Origin of the sequence: Methylovorus menthalis, assembly GCF_020523625.1 — a bacterium.
Classification (GTDB): domain Bacteria; phylum Pseudomonadota; class Gammaproteobacteria; order Burkholderiales; family Methylophilaceae; genus Methylovorus; species Methylovorus menthalis.
The window spans coordinates 119417-143985 of record NZ_JAJAQH010000003.1 but is presented as its reverse complement, the minus strand read 5'-3'; the positions used below and the strand labels follow the sequence as shown (position 1 = coordinate 143985).

Annotated in this window: 23 protein-coding genes; 5 read left to right on the top strand and 18 right to left on the bottom strand. The window is 57.0% G+C overall.

Annotated elements, in window-relative coordinates:
- Window positions 1–43 precede the first annotated feature (43 nt).
- The gene (locus tag LG204_RS03265; RefSeq protein ID WP_230335923.1) at window positions 44–1723 is read right to left on the bottom strand and encodes an ABC1 kinase family protein; all 1680 of its coding nucleotides are present in this window, start codon (window positions 1721–1723) and stop codon (window positions 44–46) included.
- Window positions 1724–1778: 55 nt separating this feature from the next.
- A complete protein-coding gene (locus LG204_RS03260; RefSeq protein WP_230335922.1) occupies window positions 1779–2096 on the bottom strand; it encodes a hypothetical protein in 318 nt (105 codons plus the stop codon).
- A gap of 131 nt (window positions 2097–2227) precedes the next feature.
- On the opposite strand from LG204_RS03260, the gene LG204_RS03255 reads away from it, so the two are divergent.
- Window positions 2228–2773, top strand: a complete 546-nt coding sequence (locus tag LG204_RS03255) for a C40 family peptidase (protein ID WP_230335921.1) — start codon at window positions 2228–2230, stop codon at window positions 2771–2773.
- A gap of 64 nt (window positions 2774–2837) precedes the next feature.
- Here the strand turns inward: LG204_RS03255 and LG204_RS03250 are convergent, their stop codons facing one another.
- Both LG204_RS03250 and LG204_RS03245 read right to left on the bottom strand, forming a co-directional pair.
- The gene (locus tag LG204_RS03250; RefSeq protein ID WP_230335920.1) at window positions 2838–3626 is read right to left on the bottom strand and encodes an EAL domain-containing protein; all 789 of its coding nucleotides are present in this window, start codon (window positions 3624–3626) and stop codon (window positions 2838–2840) included.
- 123 nt (window positions 3627–3749) lie between these two features.
- Window positions 3750–4031, bottom strand: a complete 282-nt coding sequence (locus LG204_RS03245) for a SelT/SelW/SelH family protein (protein ID WP_230335919.1) — start codon at window positions 4029–4031, stop codon at window positions 3750–3752.
- Window positions 4032–4227: 196 nt separating this feature from the next.
- Between LG204_RS03245 and LG204_RS03240 the strand changes: the two genes are divergently transcribed.
- The 4 genes from LG204_RS03240 (at window position 4228) to LG204_RS03225 (ending at window position 9002) form a co-directional block, all read left to right on the top strand.
- Window positions 4228–5643, top strand: a complete 1416-nt coding sequence (locus LG204_RS03240; RefSeq protein WP_230335918.1) for a S41 family peptidase — start codon at window positions 4228–4230, stop codon at window positions 5641–5643.
- Window positions 5644–5689: 46 nt separating this feature from the next.
- Entirely contained in the window at window positions 5690–6316 is a 627-nt protein-coding gene (coq7, locus tag LG204_RS03235) for a 2-polyprenyl-3-methyl-6-methoxy-1,4-benzoquinone monooxygenase (protein WP_230336107.1), read from the top strand.
- 19 nt (window positions 6317–6335) lie between these two features.
- Entirely contained in the window at window positions 6336–6650 is a 315-nt protein-coding gene (locus LG204_RS03230) for a DUF2322 family protein (protein ID WP_230335917.1), read from the top strand.
- Window positions 6651–6872: 222 nt separating this feature from the next.
- A complete protein-coding gene (locus tag LG204_RS03225) occupies window positions 6873–9002 on the top strand; it encodes a TonB-dependent siderophore receptor (protein WP_230335916.1) in 2130 nt (709 codons plus the stop codon).
- 65 nt (window positions 9003–9067) lie between these two features.
- Here LG204_RS03225 and LG204_RS03220 read toward each other — a convergent pair whose 3' ends face one another.
- From LG204_RS03220 to LG204_RS03155, 14 genes are all read right to left on the bottom strand, one after another.
- Window positions 9068–9463, bottom strand: a complete 396-nt coding sequence (locus LG204_RS03220) for a VOC family protein (RefSeq protein ID WP_230336106.1) — start codon at window positions 9461–9463, stop codon at window positions 9068–9070.
- A 17-nt stretch (window positions 9464–9480) separates the two neighbouring features.
- Window positions 9481–9903 carry an OsmC family protein gene (locus LG204_RS03215; protein WP_230335915.1) on the bottom strand — a complete coding sequence of 141 codons (423 nt, stop codon included), beginning with the start codon at window positions 9901–9903 and terminating at the stop codon, window positions 9481–9483.
- 58 nt (window positions 9904–9961) lie between these two features.
- Window positions 9962–10429, bottom strand: a complete 468-nt coding sequence (locus LG204_RS03210; RefSeq protein ID WP_230335914.1) for an FKBP-type peptidyl-prolyl cis-trans isomerase — start codon at window positions 10427–10429, stop codon at window positions 9962–9964.
- A 236-nt stretch (window positions 10430–10665) separates the two neighbouring features.
- Window positions 10666–12111, bottom strand: coding sequence for a D-alanyl-D-alanine carboxypeptidase/D-alanyl-D-alanine endopeptidase (gene dacB, locus LG204_RS03205; RefSeq protein ID WP_230335913.1), 1446 nt, complete (start codon window positions 12109–12111; stop codon window positions 10666–10668).
- Between the two features lie 2 nt (window positions 12112–12113).
- Window positions 12114–13445, bottom strand: a complete 1332-nt coding sequence (locus LG204_RS03200) for an adenosylmethionine--8-amino-7-oxononanoate transaminase (protein WP_230335912.1) — start codon at window positions 13443–13445, stop codon at window positions 12114–12116.
- Window positions 13446–13466: 21 nt separating this feature from the next.
- Window positions 13467–14045: a hypothetical protein gene (locus tag LG204_RS03195; RefSeq protein WP_230335911.1), complete on the bottom strand. Its 579-nt coding sequence runs from the start codon at window positions 14043–14045 to the stop codon at window positions 13467–13469.
- Window positions 14046–14159: 114 nt separating this feature from the next.
- Window positions 14160–15647, bottom strand: a complete 1488-nt coding sequence (locus tag LG204_RS03190) for an efflux transporter outer membrane subunit (protein ID WP_230335910.1) — start codon at window positions 15645–15647, stop codon at window positions 14160–14162.
- Window positions 15644–17650, bottom strand: a complete 2007-nt coding sequence (locus LG204_RS03185) for a MacB family efflux pump subunit (protein WP_230335909.1) — start codon at window positions 17648–17650, stop codon at window positions 15644–15646. Before LG204_RS03185 ends, LG204_RS03190 begins: the two co-directional genes overlap by 4 nt.
- On the bottom strand, window positions 17647–18810 hold the full coding sequence (locus LG204_RS03180) for an efflux RND transporter periplasmic adaptor subunit (protein ID WP_230335908.1): 1164 nt from the start codon (window positions 18808–18810) through the stop codon (window positions 17647–17649). The genes LG204_RS03185 and LG204_RS03180 overlap by 4 nt, the downstream gene beginning before the upstream one ends.
- An 82-nt stretch (window positions 18811–18892) precedes the next feature.
- Entirely contained in the window at window positions 18893–19543 is a 651-nt protein-coding gene (locus LG204_RS03175; protein ID WP_230335907.1) for a hypothetical protein, read from the bottom strand.
- Window positions 19544–19633: 90 nt separating this feature from the next.
- Window positions 19634–19996 carry a DUF3325 domain-containing protein gene (locus LG204_RS03170; protein ID WP_230335906.1) on the bottom strand — a complete coding sequence of 121 codons (363 nt, stop codon included), beginning with the start codon at window positions 19994–19996 and terminating at the stop codon, window positions 19634–19636.
- A complete protein-coding gene (locus LG204_RS03165) occupies window positions 19993–21618 on the bottom strand; it encodes a PepSY-associated TM helix domain-containing protein (protein ID WP_230335905.1) in 1626 nt (541 codons plus the stop codon). The genes LG204_RS03170 and LG204_RS03165 overlap by 4 nt, the downstream gene beginning before the upstream one ends.
- Window positions 21615–21965 carry a DUF3649 domain-containing protein gene (locus LG204_RS03160; protein ID WP_230335904.1) on the bottom strand — a complete coding sequence of 117 codons (351 nt, stop codon included), beginning with the start codon at window positions 21963–21965 and terminating at the stop codon, window positions 21615–21617. Before LG204_RS03160 ends, LG204_RS03165 begins: the two co-directional genes overlap by 4 nt.
- Before the next feature lie 80 nt (window positions 21966–22045).
- Entirely contained in the window at window positions 22046–24529 is a 2484-nt protein-coding gene (locus tag LG204_RS03155) for a TonB-dependent siderophore receptor (protein WP_230335903.1), read from the bottom strand.
- Between the last annotated feature and the right edge of the window lie 40 nt (window positions 24530–24569).

Genomic DNA, 24569 nt, shown 5'->3' with positions numbered 1-24569 from the left:
CATGAAACAGCACGCCCCGCCGTAGAGCTACCGCATGTTTTACTCAATCCCGCCCAGATCGCCAGATGGAAATCACCAGCATGACACCGATCACGAAGGCCAGGAAAAAGCCGATAAAGCCGAAAGCTGGCAAGCCAAATAATGTGGGCCCACCCCGCACGGTCATGACGATAGACGAGCCCACAATAAGCGCCGCGGTAATCATGGCCATAGTGAGACGGTTGGTACTGTGATCCAGCTGATGGCCAAAGTGATCCAGCCGCTTGAGATCCAGGTTGATCTTCAGCTTGCCGCGTCCAGCCTCTTTCAGGACCTGCGAAACATCGCCTGGCAACTCGGTAATCGCGTTGGCAATACTGCTGATGCCGCGCCGCCCGCGCTTGAACAAAGTGCTCGGCATGTAACGATCAATAATGATTTTCTTCACGAACGGCGTGAGGTGGCTGACTATCTGGAAATCCGGGTCCAGCTGCCGTCCCAGGCCTTCCAGTGTCACCAATGCCTTGAACAGCATGGTGAGGTCAGGTGGCACTGACAGATGATTCTCGCGCATGATGGTCGTCAGGTCATTCAGCAAGGCACTGAATTTGAGATGCTTGAGCGGCGCATTGTCATAATTGCAGATGAACTCGTCGACATCGGCACTCAGCTTGGTTTCGTCCACCTCGGCATCGCCTGCCCAGATGATGAGGATATCGCGCAGGGTTTCAATATCGCGCGACACCAGCGCTGCCAGCAAATCGGCAATTTCGCCGCGGCGCTCAAACGAAATACGCCCCACCATGCCGCAATCAATAATGGCAACGCGGTTGTTTTCGAGGTAAAAGATATTGCCAGGATGCGGATCGGCATGAAAAAAGCCATCAATAAGCACCATTTTCAGTACGGCATTGGCACCACGCTCAGCCAGCAATTTCAGATCAAGCCCAGCTTCACGTGCCTCTTGCAGCGCATTGCCGGCGATGCCATCAATATGTTCCATGACCAGCACGCTTTCGCTGCTGAACTCCCAGAATATCTTGGCGAACTTGACGTTTTTATCCTTGGCAAAGTTCTGGGCAAAGCGCTCAGTGTTGCGCCCTTCCAAGGCCAGATCCAGCTCTCGCTTGAGCGATTTGGAAAATTGGCTGATGATTTCCTCAGGCTGAAAACGGCGCGCCTGCTCAAACTCGGCCTCTACCAGTTTGCCCAAGTGCATCAGCAAACGCAGGTCGGCATCAATGCTGTGCTGCACATTCGGACGGCGAATCTTGAGTACGACCGGCGTGCCATCCTGCAACTTGGCAAGATGCACCTGGGCAATGGAGGCGCCTGCAATCGGCTCCACCTGAAAATCACGAAACACATCAAACGGCGAGCGACCCAAGGCTTTTTCCAGCTCGGGTAGCAGTTCCTCAAAAGCGACTGGCGGCACTTGATCCTGCAGCTTGGCAAATTCGGCGATCCAATTGGGCGGAAAAATATCTGGCCGGGTTGCCAGCACTTGCCCCAGCTTCACGAAGGTGGGCCCCAGTTCCTGAATGGCAAGACGTGCGCGCACCTCGGATGGCAGGCTCATGACCTCGCGCGAAGCTTCTGAATTCAGTGCATTGCCTGCCCGGCGGATAAAGCTGCCTCGCCCAAGACGCTTGGCGACATCGCCCCAGCCATAGCGCATCAAAATCCCGGCTATGGCCCGAATACGGCGAAAGTCTCGAATAACGAAGAGGGTGGCACGAATCATGGGCGTTAACTTAATATCCTGTTAGGTGTGTGAAATTAGCGCTACTTAAATATGGCTACTTGCTGCGGGAGACCTTGCGTTCAAGCCTGTCCGCCAGCTTGATCAAACGACGGGCAGCCCCATGAGCCAGCCTGGCTTTTACTCGACCAACCGCACGACCTGCCATCATGCCGCCTTCCCGCGCAGTGCTTCGAATTTCATTGACGACGCCTTTGGCAATCAGGCGTAAACGTTGCCGGGTACTCACACCCATATGATGGGCATAGTCCGCCAACGTACCCTGCAAGCCCTCGTGCGGTCGCTGCGAATCAGGCGCCGGCTGAGGTGAGGAATAGCGAATATTGCGGAATTTCATCAGGGAGTGATTGCGCATACCAGGCTCCGGCGTTGGTGATGTCTTGAGCCTGATTCTACACTATGGTTCCTTGGCCACCGAACACCGAAAATAATTTCACATTGCGTCAAGGGTTTACAACGCGCGTCTTTTGCTTTTAGAATCGAGGCATGCGTTCCGCCAGCCTATTCATTTTTCTGAGCCTTCTCTTCAGCAGTTTTTGCCATGCCGCTGAGACACGTGTGGACAACAGTAATGCCAAATCAGGATTTGCTGCTGACACAGCGGGCTGGTCTGACACTGCACAAGAAGTCCTGCTCAACGCTCTCAGTCTTACTGGCATTCAATACAAATATGGCGGCAACTCACCTGACACGGGGTTTGATTGCAGTGGCTTTGTCCGTTATGTGTTCAAGCAGGCAGCCAGCTTGACGCTTCCGCACAATGCGCGCGCCATTAGCCAGTTGGGCCAATCAGTATCAAAAGATGAGCTACAACCCGGGGATCTGGTATTTTTCAATACGTTGAAATCGGCGTTCTCTCATGTGGGCATTTATCTGGGTGACAACCGTTTTATCCACGCGCCCAGCACAGGTGGCGGAATTCAAGTGGTGGATATGAAAGACGCATACTGGGCCAAGCGTTTCAATGGTGCCCGACGTATTGAACCAGGTGAAACCGAATCCATCCAGGCCAGCCAGCCCTCCCTCAAGTAACACTGCTGCAAATCCCGCCGCTGCAAATCTCTGCTTCAACTGCCCTTGCTTAATACCTTACCGTTTACAGCTTGGCCGTAATTTCCTGCTTGGCAAACAGTCCACCTTGCACGTAATCCACGCCAAAGCGCTTCGCCCATTCAAACTCTTCGCAGCTATCAATGCCGCTCATGATCACATGCACGCCGATACGACGGGCGGCGCTCACCAGCCAATCCACCATGGCCTGCGCAGCATTTTCATTCATGTTGCGCAGCAGCTGACCATTAAATTTGATCACAGTCGCATCCATAAACGCACTTAGCGAAAACATGCCCCAACGCACGCCCACATCCTCCAGCGCTACCGAGGTGCCACTCTGCTGCAAAAGCTCGATCATGCGTTGCGAGCGCTGGGCATCCGCCAGATTATGATTTTCGACAATATTGACCAGTAGCTCGCGTTCCGTCCACGCATGCGTCTTGAATAGCTGCAAAAACGGATTATCGAGATGATCACCGCCTTCAAAAAAACTGTCGATATCCAGATCCAGCATCAACCAGCCCTTACCGGGTGCCTGTGCGATTTGCAGGCGCTTCATCTCCAGCTCGGTATAAAACAGCAGCAAGGGATTGCGATGCAAGCTGGCAAACATGCGCCCTGCATCCAGCGTTTGCTGCTCGGCATTCCAGAATCTGGCAGATGCCTGATAGCCCATCACTTCACAAGCCTGGACTTCGACAATAGGCTGATACTCCACCCCGAAACGCCGCGACATCACGACATCCAGCATCTCGTGAGCAGGCAACTCATGGGGGTCCAAAGCCTGGCTGGCAAACAGCGCTTTTAACTCAAGTCGGTTAATCGCATTCATTTTTTCACCTCAATCAGAATGACATACCACCCAATTCTATTTGAGAATGATTATTATTTAAAGACAAATTTGTAAAGATTGTCTGCTCTTATTTATCTTATTTTTTATCGACCCTGAATCAAGCTATGCTGGACGATCGCTATGGCCAAGAGATCGTTCAGGATCAATGCGGTCCCGAATCAGCTGTTTTAATTCTTTGGATTCAGGGAAGCGCTCGGTCTGTTTTCGCGAAAAAATGGTTTCGCCATTCAGGCGCACCTCAAAAATGCCGCCCGTGCCCGGAACCAGCGACACGCGTTCGATGTCCGATTCGAAGGTCGTCAACAACTCTTGTGCCATCCAGGCCGCTCTCAGCAACCAGCGGCATTGGGTACAGTATTCGAGTTCGATATGATGTGATTTCATGACAGCCTCAAGTTAGCAAGATGTTAGGTATGCAAGATTTTGACAAATAGCGTAAAAAACCGCCCAAAAGTACTCGGCGGCTTTGCAAGCTCCCGTTAAATAGCGGAAAATATGCGAGCTTTGCGTTAAGCTCAATTTTAATCTGATTAATCATTAAGTACTTCCCATTACTTTTCCCATGAAGGAATCGTGTCACATGCGCGCAAAATTCGAAAAATTCGGCCTCATCACTGCGGGTGCTGTTCTGGGCATCATGCTCAGCCTCAACTACTCCGCCGTCGCCGATAAGGAAACCAAACCACAACTGCCTATCGACGATTTGCGCACCTTCGCTGAAATTTTCGGCAAGATCAAAAGTGACTACGTAGAGCCGGTAGAAGACAAAAAGCTCCTGACCGAAGCCATAAATGGCATGTTGTCTGGGCTGGACCCCCACTCCGCATACCTTGATGCTGACGGCTTCAAGGATCTTCAAGCCGGTACGCAAGGCGAGTTCGGCGGCCTGGGTATTGAGGTTGGCATGGAAGATGGCTTCGTCAAGGTTGTTTCCCCGATTGAAGACACGCCGGCCTACAAGGCTGGCCTCAAGAGCGGCGATCTGATCGTAAAGCTGGATGAAACCCCAGTAAAAGGCATGACGTTGAATGATGCGGTCAAGCGCATGCGCGGCAAGCCAGATACACCAATCACGCTGACCATTCTGCGCAAGGGCGAAGCCAAACCCATCATCGTCACCCTGAACCGGGCCGTGATCAAAACGCAAAGCGTGAAATTCAAACTGACCGAACCTGGCTACGCCTATGTGCGTATCACGCAGTTCCAGGAGCATACCGGGGAAGACTTGGCCAAGGCGCTCAAGACCATGCGCGATGAAAACAAGGAGCCATTCAAGGGCCTGATTCTGGATTTGCGCAATAACCCAGGTGGCCTGCTGAACGCCGCCGTTGGTGTATCGGCTGCATTCCTGCCCAAGGGTGACCTCGTGGTATACACCGAAGGCCGCACGGAAGATGCCAAGATGCGCCTGACCGCACAACCTGAAAACTACGTGCGCGGCGGTGGTGATTACCTGCGCAACCTGCCAGCGGATATCAAGACCGTACCCATGGCGGTATTGGTGAATGGCGGCTCTGCATCAGCGTCTGAAATTGTGTCCGGCGCTCTGCAAGATCACAAGCGCGCCGTCATCATGGGCACTCAAAGCTTTGGTAAAGGCTCTGTTCAAACCATCCTGCCGATGAATAACGGCACTGCCATCAAGCTGACGACTGCTCGCTACTTCACACCGAATGGCCGCTCTATCCAGGCCAAAGGCATCGTGCCCGACATCGCCGTGGAAGAAGGTACGATCAACACCGTCGAGCAAGGCATGAATCTGCGCGAGGCTGATCTGTCACACCACCTGTCCAACCCGAAGGACGGCGAGGCACCAGTGACGATAGAGACACCAAAAACACCAGCCAACAGTCAGGATGATGCCAAGCCAACCGACAAGGATGGCAAGGATAAAGCCACCGATAAAGCACCAATGGAGCCTGGCTCCAAGAGTGACTACCAGTTCACTCAAGCATTGAATCTGCTCAAGGGCCTGCAAATCCTGCAACGCAAGTAATACCGAACCCGCCGCCATGCAATATGGCGGCGGTTTTCATTGGGAAATCATCATGCTGGACAAACTGATCATCGAGTTAGACAAAGGCCTGCGCACGGTATTTGCCGAAGCCCACAGCCAACGCCCCTTCCCCGATCAAGCAATTCCCGAAGCGCCCCTCAGTGCGACTGAGAAGCGCCATTCTGCATCCCTGATGCGCATCAACCATGTGGGCGAAGTCTGTGCGCAAGCACTCTACAATGGCCAAGCCCTGACAGCACGCAATCCGCAAACCGTGGCTGCGTTACAGGAAGCCTCGGAGGAAGAGACCGAGCACCTGGCCTGGTGCGAAAAACGCATCCGTGAACTGGGGGGCCGCAAAAGCCTGCTCAACCCACTCTGGTATGGCGGATCGTTTGCACTTGGTGCATTGGCAGGCGCCCTGGGCGACAAATGGAATCTCGGCTTTTTAGCAGAAACCGAACGCCAAGTCGGTCGGCATTTGCAATCGCATTTGCAAACACTGCCTGAGCAGGATGCCAAAAGTCGCGCTGTCGTCACCCAGATGCAGGAAGACGAAGCCAAGCATGCCGAAACCGCTGTGGCGCAAGGGGGTGCAGAACTGCCGGCCCCGATCAAGTCAGCCATGCAAGCCGCCTCCAAAGTGATGACCTCCACTACCTATTATCTTTAAGCGTATTGTTAGAACAGACATGAAACTTTTTAGCGAAATTCTTGGCTCACTTGCCAGTGCAGACCACATTAAATCCATTGCCCTATTCACCCCTGACCAGCAAGCCGCAGGCCTGATTGAAAACAAACCCGGCAGCCAAGGCTCGCTCAAGGTATATCAGCACCTTTTGAAAAAGCATGGTGCGATCACCCCTGCCGCTGCGCAAGAGGGTCTGGAGCTTTATGCAGAACATACGCAGGACGCACATGCCAACCCCGGCAAACATCCCAATATTGATCGTTTGCTGGATGTAATTTCACGCCAGCAAACCCTGAGCGCCACCGTCACCGAATAGTTTTTCAGCCCTGGGTAATGTTGCACAACCGCAACATTACCCATAATCCATGGGTGTATAGCCACCTTAAAGTTCCTTTACAGATGTAAAAATCCAACACTTCTACATCAGCCTCATTCCAAATGCAGATGAAAACAATTATCATTTGATAAATTAACCATCTGCACCAGCCAGCAACAAGTAGCCCGCCCGTGCCTCACAACAAGCCCCATGAGGACACCCATGCAACAAAAAGCTCTTGCGCTGGCGCTCTCCGCCATCTGGGCAGCCAATAGTTTCGCTGCCGAACAAACCGCTGAAAACACAAGCACGCTGCCTGAAGTTAAAGTAAGTGCCCAAGCCGAAGACTCGGCCCCACAGGCTTCTGAAAAAACAAAATCTTATACGGTGAAATCTACAGAAACTGCGACCCGTTTGAATACGAGTTTGCGGGAAACTCCGCAATCCATCTCTGTTATCACCCGTGCGCAAATGGATGATTTCGGCCTTAAAACTGTCAACGATGTGTTGGACTATGCCACTGGCGTGAAAGTGGAACGTGTGGAAACCGACCGCACCTATTACACTGCCCGCGGTGCCGATATCACTAACTTCCAGATTGATGGAGTCGGCATGCCATTCCTGAATGGCAATGTCTGGGGAGATATTGACTCTGCCGTTTATGACCGCGTTGAGATATTACGCGGCGCTAACGGCTTGCTTTCGGGGACAGGCAATCCATCCGCCACCATTAACTTTGTTCGCAAACGCCCTACGCAAGAGTTTCAGGCACGAGTAGACCTGAGTGCAGGATCATGGAATAACCGGCGACTGGATATTGACGTCTCCGGGCCGCTCAATGAAGCAGGCAATGTGCGTGGGCGCTTGGTTCTGGCCACGCAAGACAGAGACTCCTATCTTGATCGCTATAGTGTCAACAAGAATGTCGCCTACGGCATCATAGAAGCCGACGTCACGGATCAGACCCGGGTGACTGTCGGGCACACATATCAGCAAAACAATGCAAACAGCCCCATGTGGGGAGCTTTGCCGCTAGTTTACGCCGATGGAACACGCCGCTCCTACTCCCGCTCTGCCAGCACAGCCGCTGACTGGGCGTATGGCAATGTCCTGACCAACATCACCTTTGCAGAACTTGCCCATTCATTCAGCAACGGCTGGCAAGGTAAACTAGTGGTTACGCGAAAGGAGTCGACCGTTGATACAAAACTGTTCTATATTTTCGGAAATGAAAATACGACGACAGGTAGCGGGCTATTTGGCTACCCAAGCAAATTTGATGGTACCTACAAAGAGTTGCTCGCCGATGCTTATGCCAGCGGCCCATTCACTTTTGCTGGCCGCGAACATGAACTCGTAGTCGGCAGCAGCTGGTCCCGCGCAACGGCTGATGAGCGTTCATTATTTGCGTCTTATGGCGGCTCCCGTTTTATTGCACTGGACAATTTCAGCAGCAGCTCGACCTTCCCTGAGCCTAACTTTAATGGGGACGTATCTGGAGCCAATTTTGACATTAAGCGCCTTAACAATTACGTCGCTGCCAAATTCAACATCAGCGATGCATTGAAACTCACGACCGGCGCCAATATGTTGAGCTACGAAAGTACCGGCCTCAACTATGGCGAGCAATACAATACCAAGCGCTCAGACAAGATCACCCCATACCTTGGTGCTGTCTACAATCTGACCAATCAGCACTCGATATATGCCAGCTACACCGGCATTTTCAATCCACAAGTCGTACTGAACAACAATCTCCAGCCATTGGACCCCGTTGAAGGTAAAAACTATGAACTTGGCTTGAAGAGCGAATGGTTGAATAAAGCGATAAACACGTCAGTAGCTTTATTTCGCAGCGAGCAAAAAAATGTGGCCCAACAGAATGCAGACATGGTCAACGGTATCACCACCTACAGTGGCATAGAGGCCAACGCCAAAGGCTATGAGCTGGATATTGCAGGCGAGGTTAATGACAACTTGCGCGTTAACGGTGGTTTCACCAACATACTTAGCCTTGAAGATGGGGATAATAATAACGTCAAGCCTTATACGCCTCGTCGCATGGTTAAACTCGCTGCAGTCTACAAGATACCTCAGCTTGAAAAGTTGAAAGTAGGTGCCAGTGTGAACTGGCAAAGCGATATTCACACCGACGTCAATAATGTGCGTGTACGACAAGATAGCTACGCCGTAGTGAATCTCACAGCCAACTATGAGATCGACAAACACTGGAGCGCTGCATTGAATCTCTACAACGTTACAGATGAAAAATACCTGACCAGTCTTTACTGGACACAAAGCTACTACGCCGCACCGCGTAGCGGCATGATGACATTGACCTGGAAGTATTAACGTCTTCCTGAAAAAAAAGCCCCGCTATGCGGGGCTTTTTCTATTTGGCTCCGGAAAGAAAATGATCACAGAGCGGAGTGAATAAGTCCCGAAATCGGCGGATGATAAATAAACTGCACCAGATTGCCACAAGGGTCAAAGCAGTAAAGACTGCGCGCACCATCGCGGTGGGTTTTTGGCGCCTGCGCGATGCGTACGGCATTTGCCGTCAGATGTGTATGCCAGGCATCCACATCTTCTGGAGCACGGAGGATAAATCCAATGTGATCGAGCCGTTGCGCACCATCCAGCGTTTTTTCTGCCGCCAGCCGGTGCAGGGCGACATTGTCATTGCCGGAGGTCAGGTAGATATTGTCCGGGTCGGGTTGCCACTCTTCGACCATGCCGACCACATCGCGGTAAAAATGCAGGCAGGCTTCAAGATCATGCACGAATAGCGCGACATGATGCATGCCCAGCATGCCGCCAGGGCGTGTACTCACAGCGAAGCCTCTACCACTTCAAAGTCGTGGGTGATCTCTGCCGCCTTGCCGAGCATGATGGATGCCGAGCAGTATTTTTCCGCAGACAGTTTCACGGCGCGCTCAACCTGCGTCGGATTCAGGCCTTTGCCCGTCACCACAAAATGCACGTGAATCTTGGTGAACACTTTTGGCACTTCGTCGGCACGTTCGGCGCTGATGTCAGCGACGCAATCCGTCACCGGCTGCCGGGCTTTTTTGAGGATGGTGACGACATCAAACGAGGTGCAGGCACCCATGCCGATCAGCAGCATTTCCATCGGGCGCATGCCAAGGTTACGGCCACCTGCATCCGGTGCGCCATCCAGAATCACGGCATGCCCGGTCTCGGACTCGCCCATGAAGCAGACATTTTCCACCCACTTGATTCTTGCTTTCATACTTGCTCCCGCCCGCTTACGGGCTTATACGGGGCCGACATAAGTCGGCCCAGATGGATTACTTGACGTTCAGTAGTTCTACATCGAATACCAGCGTGGCATACGGAGGAATCACCCCGCCTGCACCGCGCTCGCCGTAGGCCATGTGTGATGGAATGATCAGGGTACGCTTGCCGCCCACCTTCATCCCGGCGACACCTTCATCCCAGCCACGGATCACTTGCGCGCCACCAAGGTAAAAAATGAATGGATCGCGACGATCCACCGAGCTATCAAACTTGGCGCCATGGCCTTCTGGCTTGCTGGGGTCATACAGCCAGCCGGTGTAATGCACGGTAACATTGAGGCCGGGTTCGGCTTCACGGCCGGTGCCGACTACCTGGTCGATCTTGACCAGTTCGGTAATGGTTTTGCTCATGGCGGGTTTTTCCTGTGTTGAAGATGTTCCGTTATTGTCAGCACTGCATCCGCTGGTCGCAAACATCGCCAGCAACAAGGCGCTGGCAAAAATACTTACATGTTTCATTGCGTACTCCAAAATTTAGGGGCTAATGTTACCAAGGCCCGTTTGATGGGACCTTTTTACGGCATCGCTGTTACGGGATATTGCTATTATTGGATCAAGTGCCGCAGAAACAGACAGCTGCTTTGCAGCCTCTCCGCCCGTTTCTGAGGGGATTATGATACCCGAATTCGACTTCGGTTCCGTAGCCTGGCACCGGAGGCAACGCAAATGCAGGGCGAACCATGCCTGAATCCTGCCTATTCATCATGCCGGTATATCCAGCCAATCAAGGCATCCTGCGCCGCCCGGCTGGCTGCCGCCCGGGGATGGTTAACCATGAACACCATCAACCAGCGCTGGCCGTGCTGGTCGAGCACATAGCCTGCCACCGCGCTCACTCCATTCAGCGACCCGGTCTTTAGATGCGCCCGTCCCTGCACCGACTGGCCCTGCATGCGCTTGAGTAGGGTGCCATCCACACCCAGCACCGGTAGCGATGACATCAGTTCCGGCATCCATGGGCCGGCATACGCATCGGCCAGAATGTTCCCCAGATGACGCGGACTAATGCGCTCTACGCGCGAAAGTCCGGCGCCGTTTTCTATCATCAGTTCGGGAAAACGGTAGCCTTTTTTAGCCAGCCATTGCCGCACGGCACTCGCTCCGGCTTCTTCTGTGGCGGGCACAGAGCCCTGTTGGGCGGCCATAGTCAGCAGCAGTTGCCGCGCCATCAGGTTGTTGCTGTATTTGTTCAGGCGCCGCAGCACATCCGCCAGTGGCAGCGGGGATAACTGCTCGGTCAGTTTGACCGCTTGAGGCGGCAAGGCCTGCAAGCGCACCTCCCCATGCAGCGAACCACCGAGCGATTGCCACAGGCTCTGGAACAGCTGATAGGTATATTGCGGGCCATCCAGCACGCTGAGTTCGAGATACTTTTCACCGCAGTCGGCCGAAAATGTCCCGCTCAATGCAATGCTCACACCACGCACCGGATCATTTGCCGCCTGCGGCTCAACTTTAGGTTGCACCTTGTATTGCAGGCGGCTGCGCCAGTCTCCGCAACTATCGCGCGTGACCTGCAGCCGGTTTTGCACCACCACCCCAGGCAATACTGGCTCGGCGCTGACCTCTACCCTGGCCGGACTATCGGCGGATACCGCCAGCCGCAGGCTGCTGGCTTGCAGATTGATGACCAGCGCCGAGGCGGTGACGTTGTAAGCACGGTAGCCATCGCCATCAAACGCCGAGGCATCCTGCGCTTGCGGCGCGAAATAGCTGTTATCGATGATCAGATCACCGGTGATATCGCGCACTCCCAGCTGCCGCAAACGGCTCAGCAAGCGCCAGAAATCTTCCGCCATTAGCGCCGGATCGCCCTCGCCACGGAGAATCAGATTGCCCTGCAGCACGCCATCCACCAGCGGACCATCGCGATAAATCTCGGTACGCCACCGGTAGGCCGGGCCCAGCATATCGAGCGCGGCATAGGTTGTGAGCAGTTTCATGGTAGATGCCGGGTTAAGCGCGGCATCGGCACGGTGGGCAATCACCGGCAGGGGAAGGTCCAGCCGCTGGGCATACACCGCCACATCATCATCGGCCAACCCGGCCTGTTGCAACGCCTGGCTTACGGGCAAGGGCAATATGGCGTGCGCAGGCACGGCCAGGCCCAGCAAACAACAAAGCAGCAGGCGGCGCAACACGGCTAACCCAGCTTGCGCAGTATCTGCGCGGTATGGTCAACGAGGGTGGACATCTCATCCGGCGCAATGCAATACGGCGGCATGAAATACACCGTATTGCCGATCGGCCGCAGGATAAGCCCATGCTGCAAGGCAGCAAGGTAAAACTGGCGGGAGAAATCGGGGTGGGCCGACGCAACATCAAATGCCCAGATCATGCCACGTTGCCGCAGGTGATGGATGGGCAGATCCTGCAAGGCCTGCAATTGCACATTCATCGCCGCCGCCTTGTCGCGGTTGCGCGCAATGACGTCTTCCTCGGCAAAAATATCCAGTGTGGCCAGGGCCGCGCTGCAGGCCAGCGCATTGCCGGTATAGCTATGCGAATGCAAAAAGCCACGCGCGGTGCTGTCATCATAAAACGCCTGGTAAATGGCATCGGTCGTCAGGCATACCGACAAAGGCAGATAGCCACCGGTGATGCCCTTGGAAAGACACAGAAAGTCAGGGCGTATGCCCGCCTGCTCGCAGGCAAACAGCGTGCCGGTGCGGCCGAAGCCCACGGCAATTTCATCGGCAATCAGATGCACGTCGTACTGATCGCACAAGGCGCGCAAGCGTTGCAGGTAAGCCTCGTGGTACATGCCCATGCCCGCAGCGCATTGCACCAGAGGCTCGACGATCACAGCCGCGGTGGTGGCATGGTGCTGCTGCAAATGGGTTTCCAACGCCTGGGCGCAGCGCAGGGCATAGGCTTCGGCGCTCTCGCCTGCTTCTGCCAGCCGCCAGTCCGGGCTGGGAATCTGGATGCTCTGCCGCAGGAGGGACGCGTAGGTATCCTTGAAAATAGCCACATCGGTCACTGATAGTGCGCCGAGCGTCTCGCCGTGATAGCTGTTTTGCAGGCTGATAAAGCCGGTTTTAGCGCTGGGCTTGCCTTGATTAAGGCCGAGGTTGCGCCAGTAATGAAAGCTCATCTTGAGCGCGATTTCGGTCGCCGAGGCGCCATCCGAGGCATAAAAGCAATGCCCCAGCCCGGTCAGCGCTGCCAGCCGCTCGGATAATTGCACCACGGGCTCGTGGGTAAAGCCCGCCAGAATAACATGCTCCAGCTGATCCATTTGTTGGCTGATGGCCGCCTTGATGCCGGGATGATTATGGCCGAACAGATTGACCCACCAGGAACTGACGGCATCGAGATAGGCTTTGCCATCCATGTCATACAGCCATACGCCCTCACCGCGCTGGATGGGCACCAGCGGCAGGTGTTCGTGATGTTTCATCTGGGTGCAGGGATGCCACACCGCGTGCAGGCTGCGCGCCAGCAGCTGTTGATTACGGCTCGCTTCAGTCATTGAAAATACAGGTGGCTTTCATTAATGCAGAACAGCGGGCACCACATGCTGATCGATCAGCAGCGGGCCATCGGCAAAGCCCAGATCCCACTGTGCTTCGCGGGTGGCGAGTTGCAGCATGCTGCCCAATGCCATGCCAAGTTCGGGGCTCAGGGAGAAATGCAGGGTCTGACCATCGGCCGCCGCCAGTTCCAGTGTCGGCTTATCCGGCTGCTCGGTAATCATGCGGCATACGCTGACGAGCAAGGGTTCGTCGCCCAGCTGATGGCTGCGCTCTTCATAAGCTCCGGTCATGTCCAGGCTTTCGCTGACTTGCTGTGCCAGCGTCAGCTCACGCATTTCTTCGGCAAAGGCCTGCATGACCTGCGCCGCGGCGGTGGGGTAAATCGGGGTAGCGGCCATGTCGGAAGCCGCGGCCGCGGCGGTTGGCGCTAGATCGCGATGCAGCAGTTTCCATAAGGAGCGTACGATGCGCCGGGTCAGCCATACTGGCACCTCCACATCGTCCGCCAATCCTATCTTCAGCAGCAGTCGGTCTTCCTCGGCGTTGTAGCCCAGATTGAGCTGCTGGATCGCCGCATCCGTCAATGCGTCCACCATCATCATCTCCATCATCTGCCACACAGGCAGGGTAATTGTTTCAGATGGAATTGTGACACAGGCAGCCCGTCATCCCAAGGCTTTGCCGTGAATACTGCCCTTATTCAAGCTGGATCAGGAGGCAGATGCCGGTGTGAGTTGCCAGCCGCCGCCCAGGGCTTTGAACAAGGCAACGCGCCCTTGCAGGTTGGCCAGGGTAAGTTGAACGGCCTGATCCTGCGCGCTATACCAAGTGCGCTGGGCATCCAGCATGGTCAGCAGGGTATCGGCACCCGCACGGTAGCGCGTTTCAGCCAAGCGAAACGCGCGCTCGGCCTGGGCCAGCTCTTCGCTTTGCCAGCGCCGCTGCTGCTCAATCGCCTGCACGGCATTGAGCGCGGTTTCGACATCACCAAATGCCGCCACAATCGCCGCGCGGTAGTTTTGCAATAGCTCGGTGCGCTGCGCCAGCGCCAGATCACGCCCGGCCGCCAGCCGCCCGGCGTTGAACACCGGCGCGGTCAGCGCAGCAGCCACGCTGTAGATCGGGTGCGCCAGCATGTCACTCCATTGCTCGCCGCCTAGCCCCAGGCTGCCGGTGAGCTGCACACGCGGCAACATGGCAGCGCGAGCGGCCAGGGTATTGGCATCGGCCGCCGCCAATGCTGCTTCGGCGCGGGCAATATCCGGTCGCCGCACCAGCAGTTGCGCAGGCAGGCCCGGCGTAATCTGCGGGGTTTGCACGCCCTGCAAGCCCTGCCCGCCGATCACCAGCTCCGCCGGTGGCAGTCCGATCAGCACCGCCAGCGCGGTTTTGCCATCGGCCAGCTGCTGGCGCAGGGTTTCCAGCGTCCGCTGCTGGCTGGCGAGCAAGCCGCGCTGCTGGGCCACTTCCAGCGCAGTCGCCGCTCCGGCACGATACCGCGCCTCCACCACATCCAGCACCCGGCTGGCATTCGCCACATTCAGTTCGGCAATCGACAAGCGCTCGGCCAAGCCCAGCACCTGCAGGTAAAGACGCGCCACGCCACTTGTCAGTGTCAGTTGCACGGTATCCAGATCATGGCGGCTGGATTGCAGCAGATAGCGGGCACGATCGCGCAGCGCCCGGTTGCGGCCCCAGAAATCCACTTCATAACTCGCGGCCAACGCCACCGTGTGGCTGGAACCATCTGCGTTACGATGGCTATCCAGATAATCCTGCCGACTGGCGTTGACGCCGAGATTAAGCTCGGGCAACAAGGGGGCACCGGCAATCCGCGCCTGGGCCACGGCCTGCTCCACCCGTGCGGCAGCCGCTTGCACATCAAAACTGTCGCGCTGGGCACGCGTCAGCAGCTGATCCAGCTCATCACTGCCAAAACCCCGCCACCATTGCTGCGAGACGGCATCTGCGGCAACACTCGCCGTGGCATATTGCCAGCGACCGGGCACCGAGGTGGCAGGCAAGGCTTGCGGCGGCGTGCTTGAACATGCACTCAAGCTGGCCGCCACGATGCTCATCATGCCGCCAAGCAGGCGCCATTTCTTTGAGATTGCGAGCAGATTAAAGACACCAACCAAGCGGACTGCCTTCGCACCAACAGCATTCATACGTACATCCAGATCAGGAAATTGCATCATTCGCTCGCCAATGCCACTACGGGGTCCAGCTGCGCCGCCTTTTTGGCGGGCGTGTAGCCAAAGATCAGGCCCGCCAGCATGGCGGAGCCAAAGGCCCCCAGAATGGCACTTATTGAAAATATGATAGGCACACCAGCCACCACCAGCACCGCACCGATCAACAGGCCCAGCACCACGCCCACTGCACCGCCCACCAGCGAAACCAGCATGGCCTCGGTGAGAAACTGCCGCATGATGTCTCGCTGACGCGCGCCGGTTGCCATGCGGATGCCGATTTCACGGGTGCGCTCACGCACCGTCATCAGCATGATATTCATGATGCCTATGCCGCCCACCAGCAGCGAAACCACCGCGATCAGCCCCAGTAGCAGGGACATGGTATCGCTGGCTTTGGCCTGGCCCTTGATGAACGAGGCGGCATTGAACAGGCGGTAATCCTTGATATGGTGCCGCGCCAGCATAAGCGCATCCACCGCTTGCTCGGTTTCGTGCATCAGAGCCGGATCGTCCAGCGTAATGGCGACCCAGTTAGGGTAAGGACTGCCGAAAATCTGGCTGCTGGCGGTGGAGTATGGAATCACCACGCGATTGTCTTCGTCCTGTTGCCCGCGGCCCGCGCCCTTTTCAGCCAACAGGCCGATCACCTGAAACGGAATATTGTTCAACAGCACATATTTGCCGAGCGGGTCCACCTCATCGGGGAACAAGGCTTTTTTCACACTGGTGCCCAGCAGCACGACTTTTGCCATGCTGTTTTCATCGGTGGTATTGAAAAAAGTGCCACGCGCCACGTTCCAGTTGATAGTGAGCGAAAAATCCACTGTGACGCCGCCAATCTCGGTCCGAAAATCCCGGTTGTCATAGCGCGCGGTATAAAAGCCTTCCAGATATGGCATGGCGGCCAGCACGTTGGGAATCTCGCGCACGGCAGCCACGTCATCCAGCGAGATGCGCCCGCCGTTTTGCAGCGCACTTTCGCCTTGCGGCTCCAGATAAAGATTCTTGGAACCAAACATCGAAATCTGCGACAGGATATTGCGCTTGGCGCCATTGCCCACCGCCAGCATGACGATCACTGCCGCCACGCCTATCACAATGCCGAGCAAGGTGAGCGCAGTGCGAAACCGGTTGATGGTCATCACGCGCCAGGCGGCGCGGCACGCTTCGCGCAGATCGCTCCAGAATACCGGGCGGGCGGTGCTGCCCTCTTGCATGGCCGCCACCAGTTGCTGGGGTGAGCCCAGCAAGGAAGCCGCAGCGGGTGTGGCGTTCACAATGGAAGGAGATACAGATTTCTCGTCACGGCCAGAAGCTTGGGAATCCGCCACCACCTGCCCATCGCGCACTTCGATGATGCGTCTGGCCTGCGCGGCGACTTCACGATCATGGGTGATCAGCAGGATGGTATGCCCGGCATCGGCCAGGGCATTGAGCAAGGCCATGACTTCTTCGCCGCTGCGGCTATCCAGCGCGCCAGTGGGCTCATCCGCCAGAATGATGCGGCCGCCATTCATCAGCGCGCGCGCAATCGACACTCGCTGCTGCTGGCCGCCGGAAAGCTGGCTGGGCCTGTGGTCCAGACGGTCGCCCAGCCCCAGCCGCTGCAGCAGGCTGATGGCACGCGCCGCGCGCTCGGCATCGGGCAGGCCCGCATAAATGGCGGGCATTTCCACATTTTCGCGGGCGGATTCGGTAGGGATCAGGTGATAGCCCTGAAACACAAAGCCAAAGGCTTCGCGGCGCAACCAGGCCAGGGCATCGGCCCCCAGCCCGGCAACATCCAGCCCGGCGAACAGGTATTCACCGCTGGTCGGCCGGTCCAGGCAACCCAGCAGATTCATCAGGGTGGATTTGCCGGAACCAGAGGCGCCGACGATGGCCACGAATTCGCCCGCATGGATGCTGAGTGAGATGCCGCGCAACACTTCCACTTCGGGCGTATCGCCACCGCCATAGCACTTGCGGATGGCACGCAGCTCAATCAGCGGAATAGCCTCACTCACCACTGAAACCTCTCAGCCCAGTGGCTGATATTGCGCTCCCCCGTCACGACTTGATCGCCGGGCTGCAAGCCTTGCAAGACTTCGCCGTGAATGCGGTCCTGCAGGCCGATGCGCACCTCGCGCACCTCGATCTTGCCCGCCTTGTTCAGCACGCGCGCTTCATACTCGCCGGGCGTCTTGACATGCAGGGCCTGCATGGGCGCCATCACCACATCCAGTGCCTGCGACACCACAAAAAACACCTGCGCCGTCATTTGTGGCATCAGGTCGCCATCGGCATTCGTCACATCAAACAGCACGGTGTAAGTCACCACTTTGCCCACGGATGAGGCGGCGGGCTTGGTCTCACTGCTCTGCCCCTGCCCGGCGGGCGTAGGTGGCGCTGGCAACACTTGCCGCACCTTGCCCTGCCAGCGGCGCTGCTCGGTACCCAGGCGGGTGAAATACACCGGCATGCCGGGCTTGACGCGCGTGACATCGACTTCGGAGACTTCTGCCCATACCGTCATGCTGCTGAGGTCGGCAATACGCAGGATCATGGGGGTCTGGTAAGTGGCATTCAGGGTTTGCCCTTCACGCGCCTCAAGCGACACCACGGTGCCTGCCATAGGCGCATAAATGCGGGTGTAGCCCAGCTGGGCTTCATGGCCCTTGAGCGTGGACTGAGCACCCTCAATCTGTGCACGCAGATTGTCCACCCGTGCCTCGGCGGCGCGCCAGCTGGCCAGAGCGGTCTGCACGTCTTCTTCACGCGTGGCGTCGTCTTTTGCCAGCTGCTGCTGACGGCGATGCTGCTGCCCGGCCAGCTCGCTTTGCGCCTGGCTTTCCATCAATTGCGCCTTGAGTGCGGCCAGCGTGGCTCGGTCGCTATCGACCACCGCCTGCTGAATGCTGGGATCTATCTCGATCAGCAGCTCGCCTTTTTCCACATGGCTGCCGGGGGCCACGTGTATGCGCCGTATCTGCCCCGAGACCTGGGCGCCGACATCGACATAACTGCGTGGCTGCAAGGTGCCCAGCGCGCTGACATTGATCTCGATGTCACCTTTGCTCACAGCTTGCGTATCGCGTTCCACCGTGTCGCGCATGGTCCAGACCAGCGCGCCGGTCAGTACGATGCCCAGGGCCAGCAGTCCCCATCCATATGTTTGCTTCTTCATGTCATCCACCTTTTTGCCGATTTTTTCGGCTCTTACTTTCTATGACGGTTGAGCAGGCAAAATGGGTACTGCGTTTAGGGGTTTATTTTGCTACGACAAAACTGACAGTCGCCACATGGCGTACGTCATCGTATTTTTTGCCTTCCAATTCCACCGTGCCATTAACCTTGGCCGTCACTTCCAGCACATAGCGGCCGGGGAATGGCGTGGTGATAGTCACGCTACCATCGGCTGCCGCCTTGAAGCTGCGCGTCCAGCCTTCAGAGGTGTACACGTTGACCTGGTCAGCAGGCACCTGCTTGCTTTTCCAATACAGGCGGAACGTATTGCCACCCGCCTGGTCCGGCACCAGCTCCAGGTCATTCACTGGCTTGGTGTCTTCCCGGCCAGCCTTGGCCTGGTAAAACAGCAGGCCGCCGTTGGATGACTGGCGCTTGGCAGTAAAGCGCAAGTCGCCACCTTCGCGCAGGTTGGCAACGGTGTAATGGCTGTCACGCATGGTGGTCGCCAGCGATTTGCTATCCGCCATGAAAGCGCGGGCATCGCCCAGCAATTCGACGCTGGCAGCGGGACGATCCGGCTGCAGCTCACCCAGGTAGGCATGGGCCGTGGCGCCATCCCGCTCCAGCCAGACATAATCGGCATGCGCCGACAGGCTGAACAGCAGGGTCGCCAGCAGCAAACCGCCCGCACGGGCAACAGCGAAAAAACACGAAAAAATAGAGTGCGTCAAGATGGATTACCTTCCGTATGAAATTTCAAAAATCAAACCTGCCAGCCAAGATGCAACGTCCGGCGGCCGAATATTAAGGACAAGCATGCCCTAAGCCCAATACGCTCCCACCATGCTGAGGAGTATCAGCGGCAGACTCAACATGGCGAGGCCACGCGCCAGGCCCGGTGCATAGGTCAGCATCAAGGCCAGCAACATCGCCCCTGCCGTGAGGTTGCCCAACCACAGCACACTGCCGGGGCCAGCACCTTCCAGGCTGATCGCCAGATACAGGGCGGCCAACAGCCAGCCCCATGCCGCCAGCGGTGTCACGCGCTTTAGCGCCTTCAGGACTGCAGAGGCATGTGCGCGAGTGAGCTGCTTGTGATGGCGCTCCATGCCATAGGCCAGGCTGGCAAGGCCGAGATATGCCAAGGCAAACGCCGCCAGATAAAGCCATGCGCTTTTCATCATGCCACCTCCGTTTCAGCCAGTTCGCGGCGATGTTTAGGCTGGGCAGAAAGCTTAGGGCTACGCACCTTACCGGTACGCCAGGCCGCGAAACAGATGGCCGCACCCAGCAGCATGGCGGTGATATCAAACCCGGCCACGGCAACCGGGCCATGCAGCACGGTCGTAAACAAAGCCGATTGCGGTGTCAGCATGGCATTCAGCACGGGCAGCGCCAGCCACATCAGGCCGCCCAGCCACAGCATCAGCTGCCACATATGCCGCCCCGGGCGCCACTGCGCCAGCAGTAGTACAGCGGCCCAAGCAATAAACACGCTATGGATCTCCCACTCATCACGGGCTGCCAGCCCCACCGGCAATATGCGGTTCGCCCAGAAAAACGTGGCGAAGGCGATGGGCAGGCCCGCAATCGCCCCCAGATTCAGGGCTTCAACCAGCCGCAATCCCCATGTTGGCGGCAGTCCGCTTGCCAGCCGCTTGGCCTGCGCCTGGCGCTTTTTCACGGTCCACAGCACCGCCCCACTGGCAATCATCAGGCAGCCGCCCAGGCCGCTGATAAAAAACAGGGCACGCAGCAAGGGCTGGGCAAAATTCGCCTCGTGCAGGCTGCGCATGGCGGTGGCGGTCTGCACCACGGCGCGCTGCTCGGCATCCACCTCATGCAGCAGCTTGCCGCTGACACCATCAAAGGTGAGCGACATGCCGCTCTCAATCAGGCCGTTATCCCCGGCTTTATCCAGGCTGACGCTGGCGGCGGCATCGTTGGGATTATTGATATGCATGTGATCAACGCTCACTTCGCCCGCCGCCCCTTGCCAGATGCGTTGCGCCTCGGTCACCAGACCAGCGATGGAGGTCAGCGTGGCCGGACGGCCGCTAGGCTCGGGCGCTGGTTCTTCGCGGAACAGCTCGCCGAAAAATGCCTGGTTGTTGCCTTGGTAGGCAACCACGATCGGCGTGGGCATATAGAGGTACATCAGCAGCATGAGGCCGGTGTAGGTAATCATCAGGTGATAAGGCAAAGCCAGCACGCCGGTGATGTTATGGGCATCCAGCCACGAGCGCTGCCCCTTGCCGGGCCTAAAGGTAAAAAAATCCTTGAAAATGCGGCGATGAATGATCACGCCCGTGACCAGCGCCACCAGCATGAACATGGCGCAAAAGCCGACAATCCAGCGCGCCAGCGTGACCGGCAGATAATGCAGATCAAAATGCAGCCGGTAGAAGAAATTGCCGCCCTTGGTTTCGCGCACCTCCAGCGGCAGGCCGGTATCGGGATTCAGCATCACATCGTGAAAGCGTTCGCGCGTGGGCTCTACCCCCGGCGGCAGTTTGTCTTCCCAGAAAATCTGCAGGCCCTGGCTGCGCTCATTGGGAAAACCGATAAACCATTGCTTGGCATCGGGCGCGCGCTGTTGCAGGGCGATCACCGCACGTTCGGCCATGTGGGCCTGGCTATCCTGACTGGGAGCAATGGCATGCAGCTCTGGCTGCATCCACAAGGTAATCTCGTTGCGATAATAGCTGGCCGTGCCTGCGGCAAAGATCAGCAGCAACACCCAGCACACCAGCAAGCCTGCCCAGGTGTGCACCCACGCCATGGAGGCTCTAAATGCGTCTTTCATTTCAAACTCCACCACAAACCAAGCCCCGCTGCCATCAGCAGCGAAGGCAGCAACATGCCACACCATGCCCGCCATGCACTGCGCGTGGCAAACACCCAAAGGACGGCACAGGCATAGATCAGGAAGGACAACAGCATGGACAGCAACACCGACTCCGCGCGCGACATCGGCAATACCAGTGCCAGCACGGCGATGCTCAGCAGCGTCAGCACATAGGCGCCAACAATCGCCGCCATCACGCGTGAGAACACCGCCCAGCGCATGCTGGATCCGGATGTGCCGGACTTGGGGTTGCGCTGCGCCAGTTCGGTGTCGCTCACCTCATTGCCTTCGTCATAAACCTGCATCCATCCATCCTTTACAAAAAAACAGGCCGGTACCTGAAAATTCAGGCACCGGACACGGTTAAGCCACAAAACGACGCGCGTCAGAACTGATACTTGAGTGTCAGCATGGCATTGCGCGGCGTACCGAAATAGCTCGAACTGGTCGTGCTGTAATACGATTTTTCGAACACATTGTTGATGTTGAGCGCAGCCGACAGATGGCTATCAAACTGATAGCGCGCCATCAGGTCCACCACGGCATAGGCATCCTGGGTGAAGCGCTGGTCGCCATTCGGCCCCAGCCCATCGGTGTAGGTCTTGCTCTGCCAATTGGTGCCACCGCCCACCGTCAGCTTGTTCAGCACACCGCTCATGCGATAGGTGGTGAACAGCTTGATGGTGTTCTGCGGAACATAGGTATTCAGTAGCTCGCCATCTTTATCCTTAGCGCGGCTATGCGAAAGACCTGCCACGACTTGCCAGCCGGGGCGCAGTTCGCCACTGACTTCGGCCTCGAAGCCACGGCTCTTGGTGCCGGACACGGCGCGATACACCGAATTGCCGTCGATGGTGACGCCAGGAATGATCTGTGCCAGATTGTCCTGCTGAATCTCAAATACAGCGGCGCTGAAGTTGAGTTTGCGATTGAAGAATTCGCTTTTGACACCCGCTTCCTTGCTGTTGCCAGTCAAGGGGTCCAGAAAGGTACCGTCAGAGCCACGGTTGGTTTGCGGCTTGAAAATATCGGTATAACTTGCATACACGGACCAGGTACGGTTGAGGTCATACACTACACCGGCATACGGCGTTACCACGCCGCTTTCACTGCGGGCATCGGTTGCATTCTGCGTACCACTGGTGGTCCAGGAGAAGTTGCGCGTGCTCCAGTTGCTGATACGGCTGCCGATCATGATGGAAAGATCATCCACGGGCTTGAGACGCACCGTGGTATAGGCACCGGATTCGTGGCTGTCAAATGCACCGGAGCCAGTCACCGGGATATCGTCGTAGCCAGGCGTAGCGCCATTCCACGTAAAGATATTGTCGATATCGCTACGCGCCCAGCCAGTGCTTGTTGTGCGCTGATAACTGGTTTTGGAGGCGGTGACACCTACCACCAGCTCATGCTCGCGCCCGAACAGGCTAAATGGCCCAGTGGCATAAACATCGATGCTGTTCTGCTTGGGCTTGGCCAGCCAGCTGCCCTTGTACATGCCCATGCCGGTGCCGTCGGTATTCGGTGTCTTCCAGATGGCATAGCCCAGCAGGGCGTCGTAATCGCTGCGCCGCTGGTTGACCACGACCTTGGCCAGCCAGTCGTTGTCAAACCGCTTTTCCAGCGAGGCAAAATACGAGCGCTGCTCATGATTGAAGTCGGCCCACGAAGCCGATGAATTGGCCGAACGCGACCAGTTGGTACGGCTGCCATTGCTGAAAAACAAGGGCAGGCCGGCACGGCTGGCGCTATTGGAGGTGTATTTCTGGTATTCCAAGCCGGCGGTAAACAGCAGGCTGGGGGTGAGGTCAACCTCCAGAATGCCGTAGAACATCTCCTTGTCCGAGCTCATGCGATCGATAAACGAGTTGCTGCTCTGGCGCACGCCCACCATGCGGCCACGTACGCTGCCATCTTCGTTCAAAGATCCCGAGATATCCGCTTCACCGCGGAAATTATCCCAAGAGCCCGCCATGCCGGTGACCGAGGCCTGAAACTCCTTGGTCGGGCGCTTACGCACCAGATTGATGGCAGCCGAAGGCGTGCCCACGCCACTCATCAGGCCAGTCGCGCCCCGTACCACCTCAACCCGATCATAAAATGCCAGGTCGGAAACCTGATACTGCCAGCTTTCGCTGGTCGACAGCGGAATGCCGTCTATCATGTAGTTTTCCACCGCAAAGCCGCGCGAGTAATACTGCACGCCATCGGTGACGTCCGAGCCATTCTGGTTGACGCTGATGCCCGTGGTCTGGCGCAACACATCCGACAAGCCCAGCAAGGCGCGGTCGTCCATTTGCTGGCGCGTAATCACGCTCACCGACTGCGGCGTTTCGCGCAGGGACAAACCCAGCCGGGTGGCGGTGCTGGTCTCGCCCGTGGTGTACGAACCGGTATTTTCGGTGACGGCCATTCTTTCCTCGTTTGCAACCACGGCGACCTCGGGCAGGGTCTGATCACGCACTACAGTCGACTCGGGCGTTGCCGTTTTTGGCGCAGTTTCCAGCACGTAGCCGGCGGCATTGCGTTTTACCTGCAGGCCACTGCCATCCAGCAAGCGGGCAAAGCCTGCGTCCACGTCATACTGCCCTTGCAGGCCAGGCGAACTCAGGTTTTTCACCAGCCCGGCATCATACGAAATCAGCACACCGGCCTGCTGCGCATAGCGGTTCAATACCTGGGCGAGACTGCCCGCTGGAATCTGGTAACTCTTCTGCACGACCTCTGCTGCCTGCGTGCTTGCCGACATGGCAAGCATAGTGCCCAGGGCCAGATGTACCGCCAGGCAGGTGGGCTTCAATCTTGTCCACGCTGCCGTTGTCGCAAGCAATCGCGCCTGCCCCTTCCCACTTTTCTGATACTGCTTCATGTGCTCCCCTTTTGTGATGGTGTCTACACAAGCTATGACG